At 44.4% G+C, this 24,666-nt stretch carries 17 protein-coding genes and 1 rRNA gene; 12 read left to right on the top strand and 6 right to left on the bottom strand.

Annotation, left to right across the window (positions count from 1 at the left end):
• The first annotated feature begins 131 nt into the window (after positions 1–131).
• The 9 genes from DW862_RS00110 to rodA all read left to right on the top strand — a co-directional run bounded on the left by DW862_RS00110 (position 132) and on the right by rodA (position 12,750).
• Positions 132–1,043: a nucleotidyltransferase gene (locus tag DW862_RS00110; protein WP_004304919.1), complete on the top strand. Its 912-nt coding sequence runs from the start codon at positions 132–134 to the stop codon at positions 1,041–1,043.
• Between the two features lie 142 nt (positions 1,044–1,185).
• Positions 1,186–3,141 carry a ribosomal protection-like ABC-F family protein gene (gene abc-f / locus DW862_RS00105; RefSeq protein ID WP_074910620.1) on the top strand — a complete coding sequence of 652 codons (1,956 nt, stop codon included), beginning with the start codon at positions 1,186–1,188 and terminating at the stop codon, positions 3,139–3,141.
• A 209-nt stretch (positions 3,142–3,350) separates the two neighbouring features.
• A complete protein-coding gene (locus tag DW862_RS00100; RefSeq protein ID WP_004299939.1) occupies positions 3,351–5,387 on the top strand; it encodes a M13 family metallopeptidase in 2,037 nt (678 codons plus the stop codon).
• 151 nt (positions 5,388–5,538) lie between these two features.
• Positions 5,539–7,062, top strand: a complete 1,524-nt coding sequence (gene purH / locus DW862_RS00095; RefSeq protein ID WP_087318182.1) for a bifunctional phosphoribosylaminoimidazolecarboxamide formyltransferase/IMP cyclohydrolase — start codon at positions 5,539–5,541, stop codon at positions 7,060–7,062.
• Between the two features lie 15 nt (positions 7,063–7,077).
• The gene (locus DW862_RS00090; RefSeq protein WP_004299941.1) at positions 7,078–8,100 is read left to right on the top strand and encodes a rod shape-determining protein; all 1,023 of its coding nucleotides are present in this window, start codon (positions 7,078–7,080) and stop codon (positions 8,098–8,100) included.
• A gap of 7 nt (positions 8,101–8,107) precedes the next feature.
• Positions 8,108–8,953, top strand: a complete 846-nt coding sequence (gene mreC, locus DW862_RS00085) for a rod shape-determining protein MreC (RefSeq protein WP_004299942.1) — start codon at positions 8,108–8,110, stop codon at positions 8,951–8,953.
• Positions 8,950–9,447: a rod shape-determining protein MreD gene (mreD, locus tag DW862_RS00080; protein ID WP_004314401.1), complete on the top strand. Its 498-nt coding sequence runs from the start codon at positions 8,950–8,952 to the stop codon at positions 9,445–9,447. The genes mreC and mreD overlap by 4 nt, the downstream gene beginning before the upstream one ends.
• Positions 9,448–9,449: 2 nt before the next feature.
• A complete protein-coding gene (mrdA, locus tag DW862_RS00075; protein ID WP_004324644.1) occupies positions 9,450–11,312 on the top strand; it encodes a penicillin-binding protein 2 in 1,863 nt (620 codons plus the stop codon).
• The gene (gene rodA, locus DW862_RS00070; RefSeq protein ID WP_008024621.1) at positions 11,293–12,750 is read left to right on the top strand and encodes a rod shape-determining protein RodA; all 1,458 of its coding nucleotides are present in this window, start codon (positions 11,293–11,295) and stop codon (positions 12,748–12,750) included. The genes mrdA and rodA overlap by 20 nt, the downstream gene beginning before the upstream one ends.
• A gap of 2 nt (positions 12,751–12,752) precedes the next feature.
• On the opposite strand, the gene gldH is transcribed toward rodA, so the two are convergent.
• The 6 genes from gldH to DW862_RS00040 all read right to left on the bottom strand — a co-directional run bounded on the left by gldH (position 12,753) and on the right by DW862_RS00040 (position 19,839).
• Positions 12,753–13,226 carry a gliding motility lipoprotein GldH gene (gene gldH / locus DW862_RS00065; protein ID WP_008024623.1) on the bottom strand — a complete coding sequence of 158 codons (474 nt, stop codon included), beginning with the start codon at positions 13,224–13,226 and terminating at the stop codon, positions 12,753–12,755.
• Positions 13,204–14,703: a regulatory iron-sulfur-containing complex subunit RicT gene (locus tag DW862_RS00060; protein WP_004314398.1), complete on the bottom strand. Its 1,500-nt coding sequence runs from the start codon at positions 14,701–14,703 to the stop codon at positions 13,204–13,206. The genes gldH and DW862_RS00060 overlap by 23 nt, the downstream gene beginning before the upstream one ends.
• Positions 14,704–14,718: 15 nt before the next feature.
• Entirely contained in the window at positions 14,719–15,843 is a 1,125-nt protein-coding gene (locus DW862_RS00055) for a DNA polymerase III subunit (protein ID WP_008024625.1), read from the bottom strand.
• A 1-nt stretch (position 15,844) separates the two neighbouring features.
• The gene (gene metF, locus DW862_RS00050) at positions 15,845–16,798 is read right to left on the bottom strand and encodes a methylenetetrahydrofolate reductase [NAD(P)H] (RefSeq protein WP_004304907.1); all 954 of its coding nucleotides are present in this window, start codon (positions 16,796–16,798) and stop codon (positions 15,845–15,847) included.
• A 186-nt stretch (positions 16,799–16,984) separates the two neighbouring features.
• Positions 16,985–17,497 carry a ferritin-like domain-containing protein gene (locus tag DW862_RS00045; RefSeq protein WP_004304906.1) on the bottom strand — a complete coding sequence of 171 codons (513 nt, stop codon included), beginning with the start codon at positions 17,495–17,497 and terminating at the stop codon, positions 16,985–16,987.
• 245 nt (positions 17,498–17,742) lie between these two features.
• Positions 17,743–19,839 (bottom strand): BT4734/BF3469 family protein, encoded by a 2,097-nt coding sequence (locus tag DW862_RS00040; protein WP_120067060.1) that lies wholly within the window; start codon positions 19,837–19,839, stop codon positions 17,743–17,745.
• Between the two features lie 137 nt (positions 19,840–19,976).
• On the opposite strand from DW862_RS00040, the gene DW862_RS00035 reads away from it, so the two are divergent.
• From DW862_RS00035 to DW862_RS00020, 3 genes are all read left to right on the top strand, one after another.
• A complete protein-coding gene (locus DW862_RS00035; protein WP_004304904.1) occupies positions 19,977–20,414 on the top strand; it encodes a DUF6078 family protein in 438 nt (145 codons plus the stop codon).
• Between the two features lie 495 nt (positions 20,415–20,909).
• Positions 20,910–22,463, top strand: coding sequence for an ATP-binding protein (locus DW862_RS00025; RefSeq protein ID WP_120067059.1), 1,554 nt, complete (start codon positions 20,910–20,912; stop codon positions 22,461–22,463).
• 563 nt (positions 22,464–23,026) lie between these two features.
• Positions 23,027–24,555, top strand: a 16S ribosomal RNA gene (locus DW862_RS00020).
• Positions 24,556–24,666 lie beyond the last annotated feature (111 nt).

Raw genomic sequence — 24,666 nt, 5'->3', positions numbered from 1 at the left:
AGAAAAAAGTCAGTCTTGAATTTTTCTTTGTTTCTTTCTTTTGTTTCAAGACAAAAGAAAGAAAGTTTTTGTAAATTTGCAACGAAATCTGATGCCGTTGACATCACTAACCTTTTAATATTACACAATTTATGAAACCAACTTTATTCTTATTGGCGGCCGGTATGGGTAGCCGTTATGGAGGCTTGAAGCAATTAGACGGACTGGGTCCTAATGGCGAAACTATTATGGATTACTCAATCTATGATGCTATCAATGCCGGATTTGGCAAACTTGTATTTGTAATCCGCAAAGATTTTGAACAAGATTTCCGTGATAAAATTATTTCCAAATACGAAGGTCACATTCCTTGCGAACTGGTATTTCAATCAATCGACGATCTTCCGGAAGGCTTTACTTGCCCGGCAGACCGTACCAAACCTTGGGGTACTAACCATGCAGTAATGATGGGTGCTGATGTGATTAAAGAACCGTTTGCAGTGATAAACTGTGATGACTTCTATGGTCGCGATTCTTTCCAGGTAATGGGAAAATTCCTTTCTGCTCTTCCTGAAAATTCAAAGAACGTTTATTCGATGGTAGGTTTCCGTGTAGGAAATACATTGAGCGAAAGCGGTACGGTATCTCGTGGTATCTGTAGTACAGATGCTAAAGGATTGTTGACATCTGTAGTAGAACGTACGAAGATTCAGCGTCTGGACGGTGAAGTGAAATATATTGATGATAATGGTGAATGGACGGCTACTCCCGACACGACTCCGGTAAGTATGAACTTCTGGGGATTCACTCCTGATTACTTCGCTTACAGCCAGGAATTCTTCAAGACTTTCCTAAGCGATCCGAAGAATATGGAAAATCTGAAGAGCGAGTTCTTCATCCCATTGATGGTAGATAAATTAATTAATGACGGAACTGCTACTGTTGAAGTACTGGATACTACCAGCAAATGGTTTGGCGTCACTTATCCGGAAGACCGTCAGAGCGTAGTAGACAAGATTCAGGCATTGGTAGATGCCGGTGAATATCCTGCTAAGTTGTTCTAAAGAAGAGCCATTGATTAAGATAGAGAGCAGTCATTCATAAGAATGACTGCTTTTTTTGTTTTTCATAACGTATCATACTAAGTAGTATCTAATAAATATTCAGTATCTTTGCAGTCCAAAATGTTATAAATCAGAAGCAGAAGTGATTTCAGTAGAAGGATTATCAGTAGAATTTAATGCGACGCCGCTTTTTGAGGACGTCAGCTATGTAATTAATAAGAAAGACCGCATTGCGTTGGTTGGCAAGAACGGTGCCGGCAAATCGACCATGCTGAAAATATTAGCCGGCTTGCAGTCGCCGACACATGGCATTGTAGCCACTCCGAAAGATGTAACCATCGGATATTTGCCACAGGTCATGATTCTCTCCGACAACCGGACGGTGATGGGAGAGGCAGAACTGGCATTCGAACATATATTTGAGCTTCAGGCGAAGTTGGAACGGATGAATCAGGAACTGGCGGAACGGACAGACTATGATTCGGAAGAATATCATCAGTTGATAGACCGTTTCACGCATGAAAACGACCGCTTCCTGATGATGGGCGGTACGAACTTTCAGGCGGAAATCGAACGGACACTTCTTGGATTGGGATTCAGCCGGGAAGATTTTGAGCGCCCTACTTCGGAGTTTTCCGGTGGATGGCGTATGCGTATCGAATTGGCAAAACTGCTTTTACGACGCCCGGACGTGCTTTTGCTCGATGAGCCGACCAATCACCTTGATATTGAAAGTATCCAATGGTTGGAAAACTTTTTGTCTACACGTGCCAATGCAGTCGTATTAGTCAGCCATGACCGTGCTTTCCTGAATAACGTAACTACCCGCACCATCGAAATTACTTGCGGTCAGATTTACGACTACAAAGTGAAGTACGATGAATTTGTAGTCTTGCGTAAAGAACGCCGTGAGCAACAGCTCCGTGCTTACGAAAATCAGCAGAAACAAATACAAGATACGGAAGATTTTATTGAACGCTTCCGTTATAAAGCAACGAAGGCCGTACAGGTGCAAAGCCGTATCAAGCAACTGGAAAAGATAGATCGCATCGAAGTGGACGAGGAAGATAATTCCGCCTTGCGTTTAAAATTCCCTCCAGCCAGTCGTAGCGGAAACTATCCCGTGATTTGCGAGGATGTGCGCAAAGCGTATGGCACCCATGTCGTTTTCCATGATGTCAACCTGACTATCAACAGGGGAGAGAAAGTGGCTTTCGTCGGAAAGAACGGAGAGGGTAAGTCTACCTTGGTGAAATGTATCATGGACGAAATTGATTTCGAAGGCAAACTAACGATCGGACATAATGTACAAATCGGTTATTTTGCGCAGAATCAGGCACAAATGTTGGATGAGAACCTGACTGTATTCGATACGATTGACCGGGTAGCGACAGGAGATATCCGTCTGAAGATACGTGATATACTGGGAGCTTTCATGTTTGGAGGCGAAGCTTCGGATAAAAAGGTGAAAGTCCTTTCCGGAGGAGAACGTACGCGATTGGCGATGATTAAACTTCTGCTGGAACCCGTAAATCTACTGATTCTGGACGAACCGACCAATCATTTGGATATGCGTTCGAAAGATGTTTTGAAGGAAGCTATCCGCGAATTTGACGGAACAGTGATTCTTGTCAGCCACGACCGTGATTTTCTGGATGGACTTGCGACTAAAGTATATGAGTTTGGTGGTGGACTTGTAAAAGAACACCTTGGAGGTATCTATGAATTCTTGCAAAAGAAAAAGATAGATAGCTTGAACGAGCTTCAGAAAGGAGCGGGACTGTCGGCTTCTCCTACGGCTTCAGCTAAAGGTAATGAACCTGAAACCGGTCAGCCTTCGGAGAATAAGCTCTCTTACGAAGCCCAGAAAGAACTTAATAAGAAGATTAAGAAACTCGAACGCCAGGTGGCGGACTGCGAAGCCTCAATAGAGGAAACCGAATCCGCGATTGCTATCGTAGAAGCGAAGATGGCAACTCCCGAAGGAGCTTCGGATATGCAGCTCTATGAACGGCATCAAAAACTGAAGCAACAGTTGGATGGCATTGTTGAAGAGTGGGAACGGGTTTCGATGGAACTGGAAGAAACGAAAAATTAGAACAAAATGCATATTTCCGGGCACTATGTGAGAGAAACGTTATACCTCGGTAGAAGGTATTCCTGGCGGGTATCTGTTTCTCGGTGTCGAAACAGGTGTTTCTCGTTGAGGAACGAGGCGTTCCTCGGTGTCGGTCACCTTCTTCCTCGGTGCCGGACTGCGGGTAGGATGATTGTTGATTAGAGAGACTATTTAATTATTTATACAATATGAAAGTAACCAAGTATTTACCAATTCTTGCCGTATGCCTTATGACAACAGGATGTAACAGTAAGAAAGAGGCCGTGCTGACGTCCGGTATCGACCTTGCTAATCTGGATACCACGGCTATGCCGGGTACAAGTTTTTATCAATATGCCTGTGGAGGTTGGGTGAAAGATCATCCGCTGACAGACGAGTATTCACGTTTCGGTACATTCGACATGTTGCGCGAAAACAGTCGTGAACAACTGAAAGCATTGATTGCCGAATTGGCAGCGAAGAAAGATAACGCACCGGGCAGTGCTGCGCAGAAAGTAGGCGATCTTTATAATATCGCAATGGATAGCGTGAAGCTGAACCAGGAAGGTGTAGCTCCGATCAAAGCAGAACTGGCAGCCATTGACGCTCTCAAGGATAAAGGAGAAATCTATGCATATATCGCCGAGAGCCAGAAGAAAGGCATCCGTCCTTACTTCACCATGTTCGTAAGTGCAGATGATATGAACAGTTCCATGAATATCGTACAGACCTATCAAGGTGGTATCGGAATGGGACAGCGTGACTATTATCTGGAGAATGACGAGCAGACTAAAAATATCCGTAATAAATATCAGGAACATATCGCCAAAATGTTCCAGTTGGCAGGTTATGATGAGGCTACTGCACAGAAAGCTGTGAAAGCAGTGATGAACATCGAAACTCGCCTGGCGAAAGCGGCTCGTTCACAAGTGGAATTGCGTGATCCTCATGCTAATTATAACAAGATGGATAGGGCGACGCTGAAAAAGAACTTCCCGACTTTTGACTGGGATACTTATTTCACCGTTTCCGGTTTGAAAGATTTGGAAGAAGTGAACGTAGGTCAGCCTGCTGCCATGAAGGAAGTAGCCGATGTGATAAACACCGTATCACTGGACGATCAGAAACTGTACCTCCAATGGGGATTGATAGATGCTGCCGCTTCTTATCTAAGCGATGATTTTGAAGCACAAAACTTCGACTTCTACAGTAGGACAATGTCTGGTAAGAAAGAAATGCAACCTCGCTGGAAACGTTCCGTGAGCACCGTAGATGGTGTACTTGGCGAAGTGGTAGGACAGATGTATGTAGAGAAGTACTTCCCGGCTGCTGCCAAAGAACGTATGGTTACACTGGTGAAGAACCTGCAAACTTCTTTGGGAGAACGTATCAAAGGTTTGGAATGGATGAGTGAACCGACCAAGGAAAAAGCGTTGGAGAAACTGGCAACCTTCCATGTAAAAATAGGTTATCCTGATAAATGGAAAGATTACTCCGCACTGGAGATCAAAGATGATTCTTACTGGGCAAATATCGAGCGTGCCAACGAATGGGATTATAACGAAATGATTGCCAAAGCCGGCAAACCGGTAGACAAGGATGAATGGTTGATGACTCCTCAAACTGTGAACGCTTATTATAACCCGACTACTAATGAAATCTGTTTCCCGGCAGCTATCCTGCAACCTCCGTTCTTCGATATGAATGCGGACGATGCTATGAACTACGGTGCAATCGGCGTGGTAATCGGCCATGAGATGACTCATGGATTTGACGATCAGGGACGTCAATATGACAAAGACGGAAACCTGAAAGACTGGTGGACAGAAGAAGATGCTAAAAAGTTCGAAGAACGGGCACAGGTGATGGTTAACTTCTTTGACAGCATTGAAGTAGCTCCGGGCGTACACGCAAACGGTAGCCTGACACTTGGAGAGAACATTGCCGACCACGGAGGTTTGCAAGTTTCTTTCCAGGCATTCAAGAATGCAACAGAAGCCGCACCACTGGAAATTGTTGACGGATTTACTCCGGAACAACGTTTCTTCCTGGCTTACGCTAATGTGTGGGCAGGAAATATCCGTCCGGAAGAAATTCTCCGATTAACCAAACTTGATCCTCACTCATTAGGCAAATGGCGTGTGGACGGTGCTCTTCCTCATATCCAGAATTGGTATGAAGCATTCAAAATCACCGAACAGGATTCGATGTTCGTACCTAAAGAAAAACGAGTATCTATCTGGTAATAGTTTTTGAATAGAGAACATATATGCGAAGAGGCGTTGATTTTCCGTTGAGGAGAGTCAACGCTTTTTTTTATTAATTCACACCTTATTTATTACGTACGATAAACAATATTTCGTAACTTTGCACACCAAATACTTAATAAGCAATTCAATGTCAGAGTCTAAAAGAATAAAAACTGCATTGGTATCTGTATACCATAAAGAAGGTTTGGATGAAATTATTACCAAACTTTATGAAGAGGGAGTAGAGTTTTTGTCGACAGGCGGAACTCGTCAGTTTATTGAATCATTGGGATATCCTTGCAAGGCAGTGGAAGATTTGACCACTTATCCTTCTATTCTCGGTGGTAGAGTAAAGACATTACATCCGAAAATTTTCGGAGGTATTCTTTGTCGTCGTGGTCTGGAACAGGATATGCAACAGATTGAGAAATATGAAATTCCCGAGATAGATCTGGTTATTGTTGATTTGTATCCGTTCGAAGCTACCGTAGCTTCCGGTGCATCTGAAGCAGACATTATTGAAAAAATCGATATAGGCGGAATCTCACTGATTCGTGCCGCAGCCAAGAACTACAACGATGTAATCATCGTAGCTTCTCAAGCTCAATACAAACCATTATTGGATATGTTGATGGAGCACGGCGCTACTTCTTCACTCGAAGAACGTCGCTGGATGGCTAAAGAAGCATTTGCCGTTTCTTCTCACTACGATTCGGCTATTTTCAACTATTTCGATGCCGGCGAAGGTTCTGCTTTCCGTTGCTCTGTTAATAGCCAGAAGCAACTTCGTTACGGTGAGAACCCACATCAGAAAGGTTATTTCTACGGAAATCTGGAAGCAATGTTCGACCAGATTCACGGAAAAGAAATCTCTTATAACAATCTTCTCGACATCAATGCAGCCGTTGACTTGATCGACGAATTCGATGACCTCACTTTCGCTATCCTGAAACACAACAACGCTTGCGGATTAGCTTCCCGTGCTACAGTTTTGGAAGCTTGGAAAGACGCATTGGCCGGTGATCCGGTTTCTGCTTTCGGAGGTGTATTGATTACGAATGGTGTCATCGACAAAGAAGCTGCGGAAGAAATCAACAAGATTTTCTTCGAAGTGGTTATCGCGCCGGATTATGATGTGGATGCACTCGAAATCCTGGGACAGAAAAAGAACCGCATCATCCTCGTTCGTAAGGAAGCTAAATTGCCTAAGAAACAATTCCGTGCTTTGCTGAATGGCGTATTGGTGCAGGATAAAGATACTAATATTGAAACGGTAGCCGACCTGAAAACCGTGACAGACAAAGCTCCTACTCCGGAAGAAGTGGAAGATATGTTGTTTGCCAACAAAATTGTAAAGAACAGCAAATCCAACGCCATCGTATTGGCAAAGGATAAACAACTTCTTGCAAGCGGTGTAGGACAGACTTCACGTGTAGACGCATTGAAACAAGCAATTGAAAAAGCCAAATCATTCGGTTTCGACCTGAATGGTGCAGTCATGGCTTCCGATGCCTTCTTCCCGTTCCCCGACTGTGTGGAAATTGCAGATAAAGAAGGTATTACGGCTGTTATCCAACCGGGAGGTTCGGTAAAAGACGATTTATCATTTGCTTATTGCAATGAGCACGGTATGGCGATGGTGACTACCGGTATCCGTCATTTTAAACACTAAAAACAAGAATTAAGAATGGGATTATTTTCTTTTACACAAGAGATAGCAATGGACTTGGGCACAGCCAATACTATCATCATCACGAACGGAAAAATCGTGGTGGATGAGCCTTCGGTTGTAGCTCTGGATCGCCGTACAGAAAAGATGATTGCCGTGGGGGAAAAGGCGAAGTTGATGCATGAAAAAACCCACGAAAACATACGTACCATCCGTCCGTTGAGAGACGGAGTGATTGCCGACTTCTATGCTTGCGAGCAGATGATGCGCGGTTTGATAAAGCAGGTGAATACTCGCAACCATTTGTTTTCACCTTCTCTTCGCATGGTGATTGGCGTTCCTTCGGGAAGTACGGAAGTTGAACTCCGTGCTGTCCGTGACTCTGCGGAACATGCCGGCGGTCGTGATGTTTATTTGATTTTCGAGCCGATGGCTGCGGCAATCGGTATCGGCATCGACGTAGAAGCTCCGGAAGGAAACATGATTGTCGATATAGGTGGTGGATCTACGGAAATTGCCGTTATCTCTTTGGGAGGTATCGTTTCCAACAACTCCATCCGCACAGCCGGTGATGACCTGACAGAGGATATTCGCGAATATATGAGCCGTCAGCACAATGTGAAAGTCAGCGAGCGTATGGCAGAACGTATCAAAATCAATGTAGGTGCTGCTTTAACCGAACTGGGTGATGATGCTCCGGAAGATTATATCGTTCATGGTCCGAACCGTATCACAGCTCTTCCGATGGAAGTGCCTGTATGTTACCAGGAAGTAGCTCACTGTCTGGAGAAATCAATTTCAAAGATCGAAACTGCTATCTTGAGTGCATTGGAAAATACACCTCCTGAACTGTATGCTGATATTGTGCACAATGGTATCTATCTCTCCGGAGGTGGTGCATTGCTTCGTGGACTGGATAAGAGATTGACCGATAAGATCAATATTCCTTTCCATATTGCGGAAGATCCTTTGCATGCAGTTGCCAAAGGTACAGGAGTGGCATTGAAGAACGTAGACCGTTTCTCTTTCTTAATGAGATAAACCGGGGATGAGGAATTTATTAAACTTCCTTCTGAAATACAATTACTGGTTCCTCTTCATCTTATTGGAGGTAGCCAGTTTTGTTTTGTTATTTCGGTTCAACCGTTATCAGCAGAGTGCATTCTTCACTTCTGCCAATACGGTTGTGGGGGCGGTTTATGAAGTTTCGGGAGGGATTTCCTCTTATTTTCATCTGAAATCGGTCAATGAAGATCTGTTGGATCGCAACATGGTGCTCGAACAACAGATCACTAATCTGGAAAAAGCATTGAGAGAGCAGCAGCTCGATTCTATGGCCATCAACAGCATCCGGCAGGTGCCGCAAGCGGATTATCAGTTGTTTAAAGCGCATGTGATAAAGAACAGTTTGAATCTGGTTGATAATTATATCACGCTCGATAAAGGTTCCTCTTCCGGTATTCGCTCCGAAATGGGAGTGGTGGATGGTAATGGGATTGTAGGGATTGTTTATGAAACCTCTCCTTCCTACTCGGTGGTGATTTCGGTACTGAACAGCAAGTCGAATATCAGTTGCAAGATTATCGGCAGTGATTATTTCGGCTACCTGAAATGGGAACATGGAGATTCGCGCTATGCTTATCTGAAAGACTTGCCTCGTCATGCAGAGTTTAATTTGGGAGATACAGTCGTTACCAGTGGTTTCTCCACCGTCTTTCCCGAAGGTATAATGGTGGGAACGGTAGATGATATGTCCGACTCTAATGACGGACTTTCCTATCTGTTGAAAATCAAGCTGGCTACTGATTTCGGTAAGTTGAGTGACGTTCGGGTGGTAGCCCGGACAGGTCAGGAAGAACAGAAGAAACTTGAAAACAAGGTGATGAAAGAATGATTATTACTTATATACATAGAATCGGATGGTTTATCGGCTTGGTACTTCTTCAGGTGCTAATCCTTAATAGTGTACATATTGCCGGCTATGCTACTCCTTTTCTCTATATCTATTTTATTCTGAAATTCAGCTCCGGCACTTCCCGGAATGAACTGATGTTGTGGGCTTTTTTCTTCGGGCTGACCATTGATATATTCTCCGATACTCCGGGAATGAATGCGGCAGCTACCGTATTGCTTGCCTTTCTTCGTCCCTCTTTACTTCGTCTGTTCACGCCCCGTGATAATCCGGATAGCTTTATTCCCTCTTTTAAGACGATGGGAATCAGTCCTTTCTTAAAATATACCACTGCAAGTGTTTTTGTGCACAGTCTGGCATTACTCTCCATTGAGTTCTTCTCATTTACCAGCATTTGGCTGTTACTGTTGCGAGTGCTTCTTTGCACTATTCTGACTGTAACCTGTATCATAGCTATAGAAGGGATTAAGAAGTAACGATGGCAAAAGATTATATCTTAGAGAAGCGCAAATTTGTAATCGGAGGCATTGCTATCTCCATTGTTTTGATTTATCTGATACGTCTTTTTGTATTGCAGATCACGACCGATGACTACAAGAAGAATGCTGACAGTAACGCTTTTTTGAATAAGATCCAATACCCCTCGCGTGGTGCTATTTATGACCGGACCGGTAAATTGCTGGTATTCAACCAGCCGGCATACGACATAACGATCGTGCCAAAGGAAATAGAGAATCTGGACACACTCGATTTATGCCAATCGTTGAATATCACCCGTGCGCAGTTTCTCAAAATAATGAGCGACATGAAAGACCGTCGTCGCAATCCGGGCTATTCCCGCTATACCAACCAGTTGTTTATGTCGCAACTTTCGGCGGAAGAATGTGGTGTCTTTCAAGAAAAGCTGTTTAAGTTTCGTGGTTTTTATATCCAACGGCGTACCATCCGCCAATATTCGTACAATGCTGCCGCCCATGCTTTGGGAGATATCGGAGAAGTCTCCGCAAAAGAAATGGAAGCGGATGAAGAAGGATATTACATCCGTGGGGATTATGTCGGCAAGTTAGGAGTCGAGAAATCGTATGAAAAGTATCTGCGTGGCGAGAAAGGAATTGAGATTCTGCTTCGCGATGCGCACGGTCGTATCCAGGGACATTATATGGATGGTGAATATGACCGTCCTTCCGTTCCCGGCAAGAACCTGACATTGAGTTTGGATATTGACTTACAGATGCTGGGCGAACGTTTATTAAAGAATAAGATTGGAAGCATTGTGGCTATTGAACCGGAGACCGGAGAAATCCTTTGTCTGGTATCCTCTCCCAATTATGACCCGCATTTGATGATTGGGCGCCAGCGTGGCAAGAACCATCTGGCCTTGCAACGTGATATGACCAAACCGCTTTTGAATCGTGCCCTGATGGGAGTGTATCCTCCGGGATCTACGTTCAAAACAGCGCAAGGACTGACGTTTCTGCAAGAAGGAATTATCACCGAACAAAGTCCGGCATTCCCTTGCTCACATGGATTCCATTACGGAAGATTGACAGTAGGCTGTCATGCTCACGGATCTCCCTTGCCATTGATTCCGGCTATTGCTACATCGTGCAACTCCTATTTCTGTTGGGGATTGTTCCGTATGTTTGGCGATCGTAAATACGGTTCGCCACAAAACGCCATTACGGTCTGGAAAGACCACATGGTTTCGCAAGGATTTGGCTACAAACTGGGAGTTGATTTGCCGGGAGAGAAACGGGGCTTGATTCCGAATGCGCAGTTCTACGATAAAGCCTATCGCGGACATTGGAACGGACTGACAGTAATCAGTATCTCTATCGGACAGGGGGAAATTCTATCCACTCCCCTTCAGATTGCTAACCTGGGAGCAACGATTGCTAACAGAGGATACTTTGTGACACCGCATATTGTAAAGGAAATCCAAGATAATCAGTTGGACAGCATCTATCGCGTACCACGTTATACCACTATTGAGAAAAGACATTATGAATCAGTCGTAGAAGGGATGCGTGGCGCAGCCACCGGAGGAACTTGTCGTATGCTGTCAGTGATGGTTCCGGATTTGGAAGCCTGTGGAAAAACGGGTACTGCGCAGAACCGCGGACACGACCACTCGGTATTTATGGGCTTTGCTCCGATGAACAAACCGAAGATAGCTATTGCCGTCTATGTAGAGAACGGCGGATGGGGGGCTACTTACGGAGTTCCTTTCGGCGCACTGATGATGGAACAGTATTTGAAAGGCAAGCTCTCGCCGGAGAACGAGTTGAGGGCGGAAGAATTTAGTAACAGAGTGATATTATATGGTAACGAGGAACGATAGTTTGTGGAAAACGCTGGACTGGGTAACGATTTTTATTTACCTGCTCCTGATTGTTGGCGGATGGTTTAGCGTCTGCGGAGCCAGCTATGACTATGGCGAACGCGACTTCCTCGACTTCTCGACCCGTGCCGGCAAGCAGTTTGTATGGATTATCTGTTCCTTCGGACTCGGATTCGTGCTGTTGATGCTGGAAGACCGTATGTATGATATGTTCGCGTACATTATATATGTGGGGATGATTCTCTTGCTCATTGTTACCATCTTCATAGCGCCGGACACCAAAGGATCACGCTCCTGGCTTGTCATGGGGCCTGTGAGCCTGCAACCCGCCGAGTTTGCCAAGTTCGCTACGGCTTTGGCGTTGGCCAAATACATGAATTCTTATTCATTCAGTATCAAGAAAGAAAAGTGTGCCTTTATCCTGGGATTCATCATTCTTCTCCCGATGTTATTGATTATCGGGCAGCGGGAGACAGGGTCTGCATTGGTTTATCTTGCTTTTTTTCTGGTGCTTTATCGTGAAGGAATGCCGGGAGTAGTGCTTTTTGCGGGCGTATGTGCGGTAATCTACTTTGTGGTCGGCATTCGTTTTGATGAAGTCTTTATCGCCGATACTCCTACACCACTGGGAGAATTTATCGTATTACTATTGATCTTATTATTTGCCGGTGGTATGGTGTGGGTATATCGTAAGAAATGGTCTGCTACCCGCAATATCATTGGTGGAAGTTTGGCTATATTACTGATTGCTTATTTAATATCCGAATATTGGGTGCATTTTAGCCTCGTTTGGGTGCAATGGACGCTTTGTATTGTGGTGATAGGCTATCTGATTTATTTGGCATTAAGTGAGCGGCAGCGTACTTATTTCCTGATTGCCCTGTTTACAATCGGTTCTGTCGGCTTCCTGTATTCCAGTAACTATGTATTTGATAATGTGCTCGAACCTCACCAGCAAGTCCGTATCAAAGTAGTGCTCGGTTTGGAAGAAGATTTGACCGGTGCCGGATACAACGTGAATCAGTCCAAGATTGCCATCGGTTCCGGTGGGTTGACAGGAAAAGGGTTCCTGAATGGTACGCAAACAAAATTAAAGTACGTGCCCGAACAGGATACCGACTTTATATTCTGTACAGTGGGTGAGGAGCAAGGATTTGTCGGTTCGGCTGCTGTCCTGTTGGCTTTCCTGATTTTGATCTTACGATTAATCTTCCTGTCCGAACGGCAGACTTCCAACTTTGGGCGGGTTTATGGATATTCGGTCGTCAGTATTTTCCTTTTCCACTTATTTATTAATATCGGTATGGTGCTGGGGTTAACCCCGGTTATCGGTATTCCATTGCCTTTCTTCAGCTATGGAGGTTCTTCTTTATGGGGATTTACGATATTGCTGTTTATCTTCCTGCGCATTGATGCAGGACGTGGCAGAAGACTTTAATCTTACTGCTTCTCAATACGGATACCTACATCGCTCAATCCTTGTAACTTTTCATCTTTCATTCCGCTCATAATTTTAATAGTATAATTTGCAGGATGTAAAGGGCGGACAGATGTAATAAAAGTTTCCGATTGGTAAATGCTTCCCCATCCGTGTCCCGTCCATCTTCCGGTAGAGTCAGCCAGGCAGAAAGCAATAGTATCAGTGCGCCATACCGTAGAATCCTGTAGATTCTGACTGATAAATAAATGGAGGTCATGATAAGGATATTCGATACTGTTGCGGACTTCCGCAAAAAGCCGGAGAGTAGTGGGAACGCTGTCAGTTATGGGAATATGAAAAGAGAGTGTATCACTCTTTCCCCATCCCTTGTTGGGAAGGGATTGATAAGAGTGATACACTGTATGTTCATTGCAGGCTGTCAGTAAGCAAGCGCTGAATAGACTCAATATACTATTCTTGAGTAGGCTTTTCATTAGTTGACTGTTTCTCCTGATTCTGATTTCTTTCCGGTCTGGAAGGACGCTCGTGGTTGGGACGACGTTCTTGACGTTCCTGTCCTTGCTGTTCGCGTTGACGGTCTTGCTGTTGCGGACGTTCCTGACCTTGCGGACGTTCCTGATTTGATCCTCTTTCCGGACGTCTGTTTTCGTTGTTCCGTCCCTGGTTCTGTCCTCTGTTCCGGTTGTTGTTATTGTTATTTCTCGGGCGGTTGTCTCTTTCCCCTCTGTTGCCGTTTTCTGACTGTTGCGGGCGGTTTTCATTTTCCCGTTGAGGTTGTTGCGGACGATTGCCGCCTTCTGCTTGCTGTTGCGGGCGGTTTCCGTTATTATTGTTTCCTTTTTTCTTCTTTTTATTATTCCGGTTAGCGTTATTGCCGCCCTCTTTATTATTCCGGCTGCGGTCGAAACGGGTAACACTTTCCTGTTCCAGCAAGTCAACTGGTTTTCTCGGTTCCGGTTTCTTTTCTTCTTCGAGCAAGCTGTCCGGTTTCATCCCTTTCTTATTCATGGAGATTACTTCAAACGCACGTTTTCCGCTGATGGTGACCAGGTTGGCTGGGAAGTTTTTATCCGTAGAATAAGAAACTTGATTGCTTAGAATATCCGCTTTGAAGAAATAGAAAGTACCATCTTTCGTTTCCAACTCTATCTCTCTCGATGGGAGACGTTTTTGAGCTTCCACATAACAGTCCACTTCGTAGTTCAGACAGCATTTCAGCTTAGCGCACTGTCCGGCAAGTTTCTGCGGATTCAATGAGATGTCCTGAAAACGGGCTGCACTGGTAGAAACAGAGACGAAGCTCGTCATCCATGTAGCGCAGCAAAGTTCGCGTCCGCAAGGGCCGATCCCGCCGATACGTCCTGCTTCCTGACGGGCACCGATTTGTTTCATTTCGATACGTACGCGGAATGCTTCGGCCAATACTTTAATCAGTTGCCGGAAGTCTACCCGCTCATCGGCGATATAGTAGAAAATAGCTTTGTTGCCATCTCCCTGATACTCCACATCACCGATTTTCATATCCAGATTGAGATTCAACGCAATCTGACGCGCACGAATCATCGTTGCATGTTCTTTGGCTTTGGCTTCGTTGAATTTTTCCATATCTACCGGCTTAGCTTTCCGATAGACACGTTTGATTTCCGTATCTGCTTTGAAGTTTGCTTTCTTCATTTGCAGGGGAACGAGCCGGCCGGTCAATGTAACCACGCCGATGTCATGGCCGGGAGCCGCTTCAACGGCAACTACATCTCCTTTTTCCAGTTTAATCTTGTTGCTGTTTCGAAAATATCCCTTCCGGGTATTTTTGAATTGCACTTCCACCATGTCACTCTCTTCCGCATTGCCCGGAATGTCCGCCAGCCAATCGTAGGTGTTCAGCTTTTTATCTTGTCGGGAGCATCCTTTGCAGCAAAGGCCACCGCTTCCATTATGAAGTTTATATTCCATAAGTTTATATATTTATTATTGCTTCAACAGTACAATCATCTTCAGCGAGAAGTCGAAGAATACCATTTTAGCATTTACATTCTGTTCTATATGTAGTTGCGCTTCGCTTAATTCGTCCATGATACCCATCACATTCCGTTCGTTGACAAAAGGCGCAAAGCGGGTTGCAAAATTCTGTTCATTAATCGTCATATACGTCAAATTGCGCTGGTGCAGGTTGAAGATAAAATTCTCCCGAATCATGCGCTGGCAATATTCCAGGAAGTTCTTCTGACGTTCACGTCCCATGCCCGCCACTTGCTCGCTCCACATTTTCATTTCCTTGATTTTCCGTTGGTAAGACAACCGCATCAGGCTGACAAACAAGTCAAAAAACAACTGGTTCTCTTCATTCAAATGAATTGTTTCGAGTGCCTTGATAAAATTCCCGTTTGCCAGATGGGCAATGGAAATACTGTCGGCAGGCAAAATGTTATATTTCGTCTGTAATACCCGGTCGATGCTGGCTTCATCAATCTTCCGTACATTCATGCGCTGGGTACGGCTTAGGATAGTGGGCAGAATCATGTCCGGCGCTTCCGATACCAATAAGAAAACCGTTTTTTCGGGCGGTTCCTCAAGCAACTTCAGCAGTTTGTTGGCACACACCGGATGCATTTTTTCCGGCAGCCATACAATCGTAATCTTAAATCCCCCTTCACTGGATTTCAAACTAAGTTTTTTCAGAATCTCGTCACTCTCTTTGGCATAGATCAATGCTTGTGAGTTCTCCGCATCCATCTCTCCCAACCAGTGATTGAGATTAAAGTAAGGATGATTGATAACAAACGGTCGCCAGTCGGCTATATAATCATCGCATACTTCCTTTTTCCCCTTTGCGCTTTTCACGATAGGGAATACGAAATGTACGTCGGGATGCACCAGTTTATTGAATTTCACGCAGGACGGACACGTTCCGCAGGCATCAGTCTCCCCCCGATTAGTGCAACTGATGTAACGTGCGTATGCAATAGCCAACGGCATTTTCCCGACCCCTTCCGGGCCGCAAATAAGCTGGGCATGTGGAATACGCCCCTCATTCACTTCCTGAATGAGCCGTTGCTTGATTTCTTCCTGTCCGATTACGTCTCTGAAAAACATATCAATAAATGATTTTGGCTACTTCTTTGATACTGTCTACTGCTCCGATAGAGTAGAAATGAATACTCGGCACTCCGTGAGCCATCAACTCCTTGCACTGGGCTACACACCATTCGATACCTACCTGCTCGGCTTCCGCGTCATTCTTGCATTTCAAAGCCTCTTTCACCAAGTCTTCCGGCAAGTCCACTTTGAAAGTCTTTGGAATCATGCTCAATTGAGACAGCTTCTTGAACGGTTTGATTCCCGGAATTATAGGTATATTGATACCTGCCGCCTTCGCCTGCTCCACAAATTCAAAATATTTCCTGTTATCGTAGAACAACTGTGTCACGGCATATTCCGCCCCGTTCTCCACTTTTTTCTTCAGCCAGTAAAGGTCAGTCTCGATATTAGGCGCTTCTTCGTGCTTCTCCGGATAACAAGCCACCCCGTAAGAAAATGGCGTACTGCTGACTTTCATCTCCGAACCATCCACAAAAATACCTTTATTGAAATTATTGATTTGTTCCTGCAACTCGATAGCATGATGATAACCGTCACCTTCCGGTGTAAATACCGACTCATGTTTCGCTTTGTCACCACGCAATACCAGTAATTCCGTGATATTCAGAAATTGCAGGTCGAGCAACACATACTCGGTTTCTTCACGTGTGAATCCGCTGCACAAAATATGCGGGACTACCGTAATATTGTATTTGTTCTGGATGGCGGCAGCCACGGCAACCGTTCCTGGACGCCTTCTCAAGCGGTTTCTCTGAAACAATCCGTTACCGAGGTCTTTATACACATATTCGCTGCGGTGAGTAGTGATATTGATATATTTCGGGTCAAATTCCCGAAGCGTATCGATTGTTTGATATAACTTTTCTATTCCCGTTCCTTTCAGCGGTGGAAGTATCTCGAAAGAAAAAGCAGTTTTCTTGTTGCTATGTATTAAATCAATTACTTTCATTCTTTTTTTGCTAATGTTCGTTATCTACTTGGATTAAACGTGCATATTGGGACAAAAATACGAAAAAAGAAAGATTTCTTCTTGATTTACTCTAAAATAGTTTTGTTTTTATCGTACTATAATAGATAAAAGAGGGAATATCCCCTGCAGGATACACCCTCTTTTGCCTAATTATTATATTAGAATTTACTTGTCGAGGAATGATTTCTTCATTCTGGCGATGTCCGTCAGATAATCTTGTAAATCCTGTTCATGTTCTTCCTCTTCGGCAAGAATATGTTTGGCGATGTCGCAGGTAGTGAAATCTTTCCCATTGGTAAAATCTGCAATTTCCTGATAACGAAGGATTGCGCAGCGTTCGGAAGCTACATTGTCTTTCAGCAAACTGACAGAGTCGAACCCCTGCGGAGCATCATATTTGCATCTTGCCAACTCAAACCATTGCTTAGGGTCAAGCACCGGAACTCCTTCCAACTCGATGATACGGTCAGCGAGCAGTTGCGCATGTCTGCGCTCTTCTTCGGCATGTTCCTCAAATTCACCCTGTACATCGGCGCGCATGGCACCTTCCACTACTAATGCACCTACCCAATATTGATAGTATGCCAACCATTCTTCAGCTAATGCTGCGTTCAACTGTGCGATCAAACTTTCTACATCTAGTTTCCCTTGTAGAATTTTTACACTTTCTCTAGCCATAATTTTTATGTTTAGGTTACTATGTTTAAGTTGCCTATGTAACAGGCAGGGGAGATTTTTGTTTATGGCTCATTGAGAATTTAACAGAAAGATAGCTTTACCTACACATAAGTTTGTAAAGTGCTGTTTTATCTGCCACCTGCAACGAAATTGAATTATCTTATTGAAAATAAACGTATTACATCGTTGCAGATACCTGCTGCAGATACGTTGCAGATGTAGTATCTGCAACGCATCTGTTGGTCTTATAAAACTCGTACAACATGGTAGACAGTACCTCTGTGTACACGTTTCGACGGGATTTCATGTTTACGGAGAACTCGCCCGAACACACTTACCCGCTTGTTTGACAACGGTATGGCACTGTTTTTCTTTATATCTTCCAAAATCTCCGCCGGTGAGAGCCATTCACCGTCCTCTTTCTCTTTGGCCGGACGGAAATAACGGTAAAACAACTGTTCTTCGAGTGAAACTTGTTCAAATTCACGGTTGCTTTTGGTCATAATCTGTTCTTCGGACTGGTCGAACCAGTAACGTTCGCCGTGGTCGAGCTCATACATGGCCTGCGCGTAAAGCTGTTCATAATCTATCGCCTTGTTTGTATCTATCGTTCCGATTACTTCGATACAGATAAAGCGACGGCTGCCCGTAGGGTCGGTCAGCAAATCCTTTTGGTTGCTCGTTGCGATGAATGAAGCATAACGGCGCATTTCAAGTACGGCGTTTCCATAAGGTTTGCGCATATTTACAATCGGTTTTTGCAGGATATGTTTCAGGTATCCTTGTTGGGTGGCGCTGATCTGGTCGAACTCGTCAATGTTGATGAGCGCAAAACGATTGAGATACAATTCGGCATCCGTCTTTCGTGAGAAATCGATGCTGTCCGTATAGTATGCACGCATGGCGGGCGGGATGAGGCTGCGGCAGAATGTCGATTTACGGCAACCTTGCGGGCCTACCAGCAGGGGCGAAACATTATTCGCATATTTCTTATCCGTCCCACGCCAATGCATGACCATGTTGAGAAACCAGCGGTGAAACAAGTCGACCCAATGCTTGTTTTCGCAGGGAACGGTTTGCGCCAGTCCGCGGATACGGTCTTTGCCGTCCCAGACGGGGAGATGGTAGAGGAAATCTTCCAACGGATTGAATACGGGGATGCGGTTGGAGTAGATATACCGGCTTATGTCCCTGTCCCATAGTGGAATACCCTCTGCTTGCGCATCTAGTGCGATACTGTTCAGCACCCGTTTGTTGATAGGATTGAAGTAAAAATGGAATGAGTTCCGCTCGCGGTATTCCACTTCTCCCACTTGGGTGTTGTAACGGAATTCGTAGCGCCTGTTCATAAACTCCTCTGTCTGGAGTGACAGGTACTGTTCTTTCCCTAAGCTACTCTTCTTTCCGAACCCTTTTTGTTCTTCATATACATTCTTAACCAACTGGCGGATGAGCACCTCTTGACGGCGCAGGTAATAGTGGAAAATAGTACGTTTCACCGTTTCCTCTTCGGGAATGCCCGAATGGAAGCAGTTGACAGCCAGTTGTGTCACCATAGCCTGAAAGTCTTCCCCTCTTTCGGGGGCACCTTCATCTTCCGCTTCGTAGATTTCTTCATGGGTCTTTCTCAAAGCCGCTTCGAAAAGCATGAATACAGCGCGCTCCGTGTCATATCCCGGTACGGCCCGTGTCAACGGTGACTTTTCCGAGCGTACCGCTTCCCGATAAGTCAGTTCTTCGGGCATCCCTGACGGTTGCGACAGATAAAACGGAACGGAATCCGGTCTGTACATAAGTTCCGGGTCGTGTGATAGCCGTGAGTACTGTTCCAGACTAGGCTCTTTGGGTAAAATGCTGAACGGAATTTGCGGCTGATAGCATTTCACGGCCAAACGATAGGCATGCGCATGAAATATCTCCGCTTCTTCTCTTTTCTGTGGAAGCGAATTGTCAGGGCGTGTAAATTTCGCCCATATTTTCACTGTCCGTCCGCTCGAACCGGTAAAGACGCAGTGAGTCTGCGGCTGTTCCCATGCCAATTGTTTTACCAATGTAATCTCCGGGCCGCCTGACAACGGTCCGACGGTCAGTTCAACTATTCCGTTATAACTTTTCATTTGTTTTCCACCTTCCGTCCTGCGGAATTCCGCAGCCGGAAGAATCTTCGGCAGCTTGTCTGCTTCGTAGCAGCGTGAGTCGGGCAGGGAATATCGCAACACTTCTCTGAAGGCGGACACAGGCTGTGTCTTTGTTTCTGTCCGTGTTTTTCCTATCCACGTTTCCATATCCATTGTAGTCAGCGCAGTAGTTTTGTCCTTGTCTCTTAATTGAGTGATTTTCATCTTTTGTTTTGTTAATAATATTCTGCTAAGTTAGTCATATTTGCCCGTTCTTGCAAATAAACATGGATATTTTATCTGTTTATCCTTTTTATCCGTACATTTGTAGAATTTAATAACAATAAAACCGATAAACAGCAATGAAAGAACCATTCGATTATTCCATCGTTCCTTATACTTTCGGCTTGTGTGCAGCCGAAGAATGTCCGCGTGCCACGACTTGTCTGCGGCATATCGCCTTAGAGTATGCTCCGGCGGAGCGGGTTTTCCTGTCAATAATGAATCCCAACCGGCTGAAAGCGATGAAAAGTGCTTGTGATTATTACCGTTCCAATGAGAAAGTGCGTTATGCACGCGGCTTTATGCGTACGATTAGTGCTCTTACGGTTCGTGTGGCAGATACCTTTCGCTATCGTATGATTGAATATATGGGTAGAAAGAACTATTATTTGAAACGTAGGGGAGACATGAACCTTAGTCCGGTCGAACAACGGCGGATTATTGCCGTAGCCAAGGAGCTTGGCGTTAGTCTGGATGAGTATTTCGACGGTTACGTGGAGGATTATAACTGGGGTTAGTCTTGTATATCTCCTTCTCTGAAAATCTTTAGCTACGGTTTCGCTGTCGTTTCTCTATATGGAAACTCCAGTGTCTCTAGCGGGAAACGCTAGTATCTCTGGCTGGAAACTCTCGTTTCCATGCGCGGAAACTGTAGTTTCCCGCCTGGGAACCGGAGTTCTGACGCAGGAAACGAGCGCTTCAATGATAGGAAAATAAACTTTGATGCTTGGTGTGCAACATTTCTTCTTACCGCTGTGTTGCAGATGTTTTTATCTGCAACGTATCTGCAACGGTATCTGCAACGCTATAATTGTTTATCAGTCAGTTTGTTATTTCGATTTTGTTGCAGGTGGCAGATGTTTTTTTATTTTTCAAACTTTATTGTAGGGAAAATTAGAGGTAATAGTGGCTTGAGGAAAAGAATCTTTTAACCTTGCGTGAGAAGGAGTTCTATTAAAAATATATATCTTTGCAAGACAGGTGACTGGCGTTAATTTATAAAAGCAGAGATTATGAGCAATAAAATTTATCCTATCGGCATTCAGAATTTCGAAAAGATTCGTAATGACGGTTATTTCTATATTGATAAGACGGCATTGATGTATCAAATGGTCAAGACCGGAAGTTATTACTTCTTGAGTCGTCCGCGCCGTTTTGGAAAGAGTCTGCTTATTTCTACCTTGGAGGCTTATTTCCAAGGGAAAAAGGAACTGTTTGAAGGATTGGCTGTGGAAAAGTTGGAAAAGGATTGGATAAAGCATCCTATATTGCATCTCGACCTGAATATCGAGAAGTATGACACGCCGGAAAGTCTGGATAAAATATTGAATGATAATCTTGAATATTGGGAAAGTCAATACGGCACCCGTCCGTCTGAAACATCCTTTTCCCTGCGCTTTGCCGGTATCATTCAGCGTGCTTGCGAAAAGACGGGGCAACGTGTAGTTATTCTGGTAGATGAGTATGACAAACCTATGCTGCAAGCCATCGGCAATGAAGAACTTCAAAAGCAATTCCGAAATACCCTAAAGCCATTTTATGGCGCTTTGAAAACGAAGGACGGGTATATAAAGTTCGCTCTGCTCACTGGCGTGACAAAGTTTGGCAAAGTCAGTGTATTCAGTGACTTGAACAATTTGGATGATATTTCAATGTGGAATGAGTACGTCGAAATTTGTGGTGTCAGCGAGCGTGAAATCCATGAAAATCTGGAAACAGAACTACATGAGTTTGCTGCAGCACGTGGAATAACGTATGACAAACTCTGTGAAGATTTGAGAGAGTGTTATGACGGCTATCATTTTACGCACAATTCAATCGGCATGTACAACCCGTTCAGTCTGCTGAACGCTTTCAAGCGTAAAGAGTTTGGTAGTTATTGGTTTGAAACGGGCACGCCTACCTATTTGGTGAAATTGCTAAAAAAACATCATTATGACCTGGAGCGGATGGCACATGAAGAGACCGATGTCCAAGTGTTGAACAGTATAGATTCTGAATCCACCAATCCCATCCCGGTAATTTATCAGAGTGGATACCTAACCATTAAGGGATATGATGAACGTTTTGGCATGTATCGCTTAGGCTTTCCCAACCGTGAAGTAGAAGAAGGGTTTGTCCGTTTTTTGCTTCCCTATTATGCAAATGTAAATAAGGTCGAGTCCCCGTTTGAAATTCAGAAGTTTGTCCGTGAAGTGGAGGCGGGTGATTATAACTCTTTCTTCCACCGCCTGCAAAGTTTCTTTGCAGACACTACTTACGAAGTGATTCGGGAACAGGAACTACATTACGAAAATGTTCTTTTTATCGTTTTTAAACTGCTAGGTTTCTACACCAAGGTAGAGTATCATACGAGTGAAGGGCGCATTGATCTTGTCTTGCAGACTGATAAATTTATTTATATAATGGAATTTAAACTGAATGGCACGGCAGAAGAGGCTTTGCAACAGATTAACGATAAGCATTATGCTTTACCTTTCGAGACGGATGGGCGAAAACTTTTTAAAATAGGAGTAAATTTCAGCGCAGAAACTCGTAATATCGAAAAGTGGATCGTGGAATCTTAAATGTATATAGAATTTCTGTTAGGTATAGGAAAATAGAACTTACATTTGGGTACGCTATATAATAATGTATAGGTGTTCCATATAAGGATGTGTCTATCTGAAAAAACATACTCTATGACATCGTTATCAATCAATGAGTTACAAAAAAGTTTCAAGAAAGAGCCGAAAAATAGTCAGATATATTTGGATGTTATTGATAAGTTGTCTACTTTTGCACCCGCTTTGCTAGAGAGACAGAGCCTAATGGTTGACATTCTGCTACAAGATTAAGGCATCAGAAAATAAAAACAAAAAAACCTCGAAAAAGTTTGGAAGTTATCTGAAAAAGTCCTTATCTTTGCATCCGCTTTCGCAAAGAAAGCAGGCGCGGCGGAAGCCACGTTAGTTCTTTGAAATATTGATAAACAATACAAGTAGTACAAGTAAAAAAATAGAACCGTCAATACTTGTTTTTTAGAGCAGCAATGTTCGAAGAAACGATAGGTATTTGAATAAGGTCAATAAATTTACGGCATCCTGAACAGAGCAAAAAAATCATCTTAACAGATGAAAAAGATACTTTTACAATGAAGAGTTTGATCCTGGCTCAGGATGAACGCTAGCTACAGGCTTAACACATGCAAGTCGAGGGGCAGCATTTTAGTTTGCTTGCAAACTAAAGATGGCGACCGGCGCACGGGTGAGTAACACGTATCCAACCTGCCGATAACTCGGGGATAGCCTTTCGAAAGAAAGATTAATATCCGATAGTATATTAAAACCGCATGGTTTTACTATTAAAGAATTTCGGTTATCGATGGGGATGCGTTCCATTAGTTTGTTGGCGGGGTAACGGCCCACCAAGACTACGATGGATAGGGGTTCTGAGAGGAAGGTCCCCCACATTGGAACTGAGACACGGTCCAAACTCCTACGGGAGGCAGCAGTGAGGAATATTGGTCAATGGACGAGAGTCTGAACCAGCCAAGTAGCGTGAAGGATGACTGCCCTATGGGTTGTAAACTTCTTTTATATGGGAATAAAGTATTCCACGTGTGGAATTTTGTATGTACCATATGAATAAGGATCGGCTAACTCCGTGCCAGCAGCCGCGGTAATACGGAGGATCCGAGCGTTATCCGGATTTATTGGGTTTAAAGGGAGCGTAGGTGGATTGTTAAGTCAGTTGTGAAAGTTTGCGGCTCAACCGTAAAATTGCAGTTGAAACTGGCAGTCTTGAGTACAGTAGAGGTGGGCGGAATTCGTGGTGTAGCGGTGAAATGCTTAGATATCACGAAGAACTCCGATTGCGAAGGCAGCTCACTAGACTGCAACTGACACTGATGCTCGAAAGTGTGGGTATCAAACAGGATTAGATACCCTGGTAGTCCACACAGTAAACGATGAATACTCGCTGTTTGCGATATACAGTAAGCGGCCAAGCGAAAGCATTAAGTATTCCACCTGGGGAGTACGCCGGCAACGGTGAAACTCAAAGGAATTGACGGGGGCCCGCACAAGCGGAGGAACATGTGGTTTAATTCGATGATACGCGAGGAACCTTACCCGGGCTTAAATTGCATTTGAATAATCTGGAAACAGGTTAGCCGCAAGGCAAATGTGAAGGTGCTGCATGGTTGTCGTCAGCTCGTGCCGTGAGGTGTCGGCTTAAGTGCCATAACGAGCGCAACCCTTATCTTTAGTTACTAACAGGTGATGCTGAGGACTCTAGAGAGACTGCCGTCGTAAGATGTGAGGAAGGTGGGGATGACGTCAAATCAGCACGGCCCTTACGTCCGGGGCTACACACGTGTTACAATGGGGGGTACAGAAGGCAGCTACCTGGCGACAGGATGCTAATCCCAAAAACCTCTCTCAGTTCGGATCGAAGTCTGCAACCCGACTTCGTGAAGCTGGATTCGCTAGTAATCGCGCATCAGCCATGGCGCGGTGAATACGTTCCCGGGCCTTGTACACACCGCCCGTCAAGCCATGAAAGCCGGGGGTACCTGAAGTACGTAACCGCAAGGAGCGTCCTAGGGTAAAACTGGTAATTGGGGCTAAGTCGTAACAAGGTAGCCGTACCGGAAGGTGCGGCTGGAACACCTCCTTTCTGGAGCGATGTCGTAAGACGATGCAATTCTACATGAATAATGTAAAACGGCCATCGTTAAAAATAATGACTTTAAAGGTTCTGTTTTTTGTACTACTGGTACTTGTTTAT

This window comes from Bacteroides sp. AM37-9 (assembly GCF_003603455.1).
GTDB classification, from domain to species: Bacteria; Bacteroidota; Bacteroidia; order Bacteroidales; family Bacteroidaceae; genus Bacteroides; species Bacteroides xylanisolvens.
This window is presented reverse-complemented; position numbering and strand designations above follow the sequence as displayed.

Excerpts from the sequence above, each read along its gene's own strand:
- DW862_RS00110 (WP_004304919.1), top strand. The coding sequence starts at position 132 with ATGAAACCAACTTTATTCTTATTGGCGGCCGGTATGGGTAGCCGTTAT.
- DW862_RS00100 (WP_004299939.1), top strand. The coding sequence starts at position 3,351 with ATGAAAGTAACCAAGTATTTACCAATTCTTGCCGTATGCCTTATGACA.
- purH (WP_087318182.1), top strand. The coding sequence starts at position 5,539 with ATGTCAGAGTCTAAAAGAATAAAAACTGCATTGGTATCTGTATACCAT.
- DW862_RS00090 (WP_004299941.1), top strand. The coding sequence starts at position 7,078 with ATGGGATTATTTTCTTTTACACAAGAGATAGCAATGGACTTGGGCACA.
- mreC (WP_004299942.1), top strand. The coding sequence starts at position 8,108 with ATGAGGAATTTATTAAACTTCCTTCTGAAATACAATTACTGGTTCCTC.
- mreD (WP_004314401.1), top strand. The coding sequence starts at position 8,950 with ATGATTATTACTTATATACATAGAATCGGATGGTTTATCGGCTTGGTA.
- mrdA (WP_004324644.1), top strand. The coding sequence starts at position 9,450 with ATGGCAAAAGATTATATCTTAGAGAAGCGCAAATTTGTAATCGGAGGC.
- rodA (WP_008024621.1), top strand. The coding sequence starts at position 11,293 with ATGGTAACGAGGAACGATAGTTTGTGGAAAACGCTGGACTGGGTAACG.
- gldH (WP_008024623.1), bottom strand. The coding sequence starts at position 13,226 with ATGAAAAGCCTACTCAAGAATAGTATATTGAGTCTATTCAGCGCTTGC.
- DW862_RS00060 (WP_004314398.1), bottom strand. The coding sequence starts at position 14,703 with ATGGAATATAAACTTCATAATGGAAGCGGTGGCCTTTGCTGCAAAGGA.
- DW862_RS00055 (WP_008024625.1), bottom strand. The coding sequence starts at position 15,843 with ATGTTTTTCAGAGACGTAATCGGACAGGAAGAAATCAAGCAACGGCTC.
- metF (WP_004304907.1), bottom strand. The coding sequence starts at position 16,798 with ATGAAAGTAATTGATTTAATACATAGCAACAAGAAAACTGCTTTTTCT.
- DW862_RS00045 (WP_004304906.1), bottom strand. The coding sequence starts at position 17,497 with ATGGCTAGAGAAAGTGTAAAAATTCTACAAGGGAAACTAGATGTAGAA.
- DW862_RS00040 (WP_120067060.1), bottom strand. The coding sequence starts at position 19,839 with ATGAAAATCACTCAATTAAGAGACAAGGACAAAACTACTGCGCTGACT.
- DW862_RS00035 (WP_004304904.1), top strand. The coding sequence starts at position 19,977 with ATGAAAGAACCATTCGATTATTCCATCGTTCCTTATACTTTCGGCTTG.
- DW862_RS00025 (WP_120067059.1), top strand. The coding sequence starts at position 20,910 with ATGAGCAATAAAATTTATCCTATCGGCATTCAGAATTTCGAAAAGATT.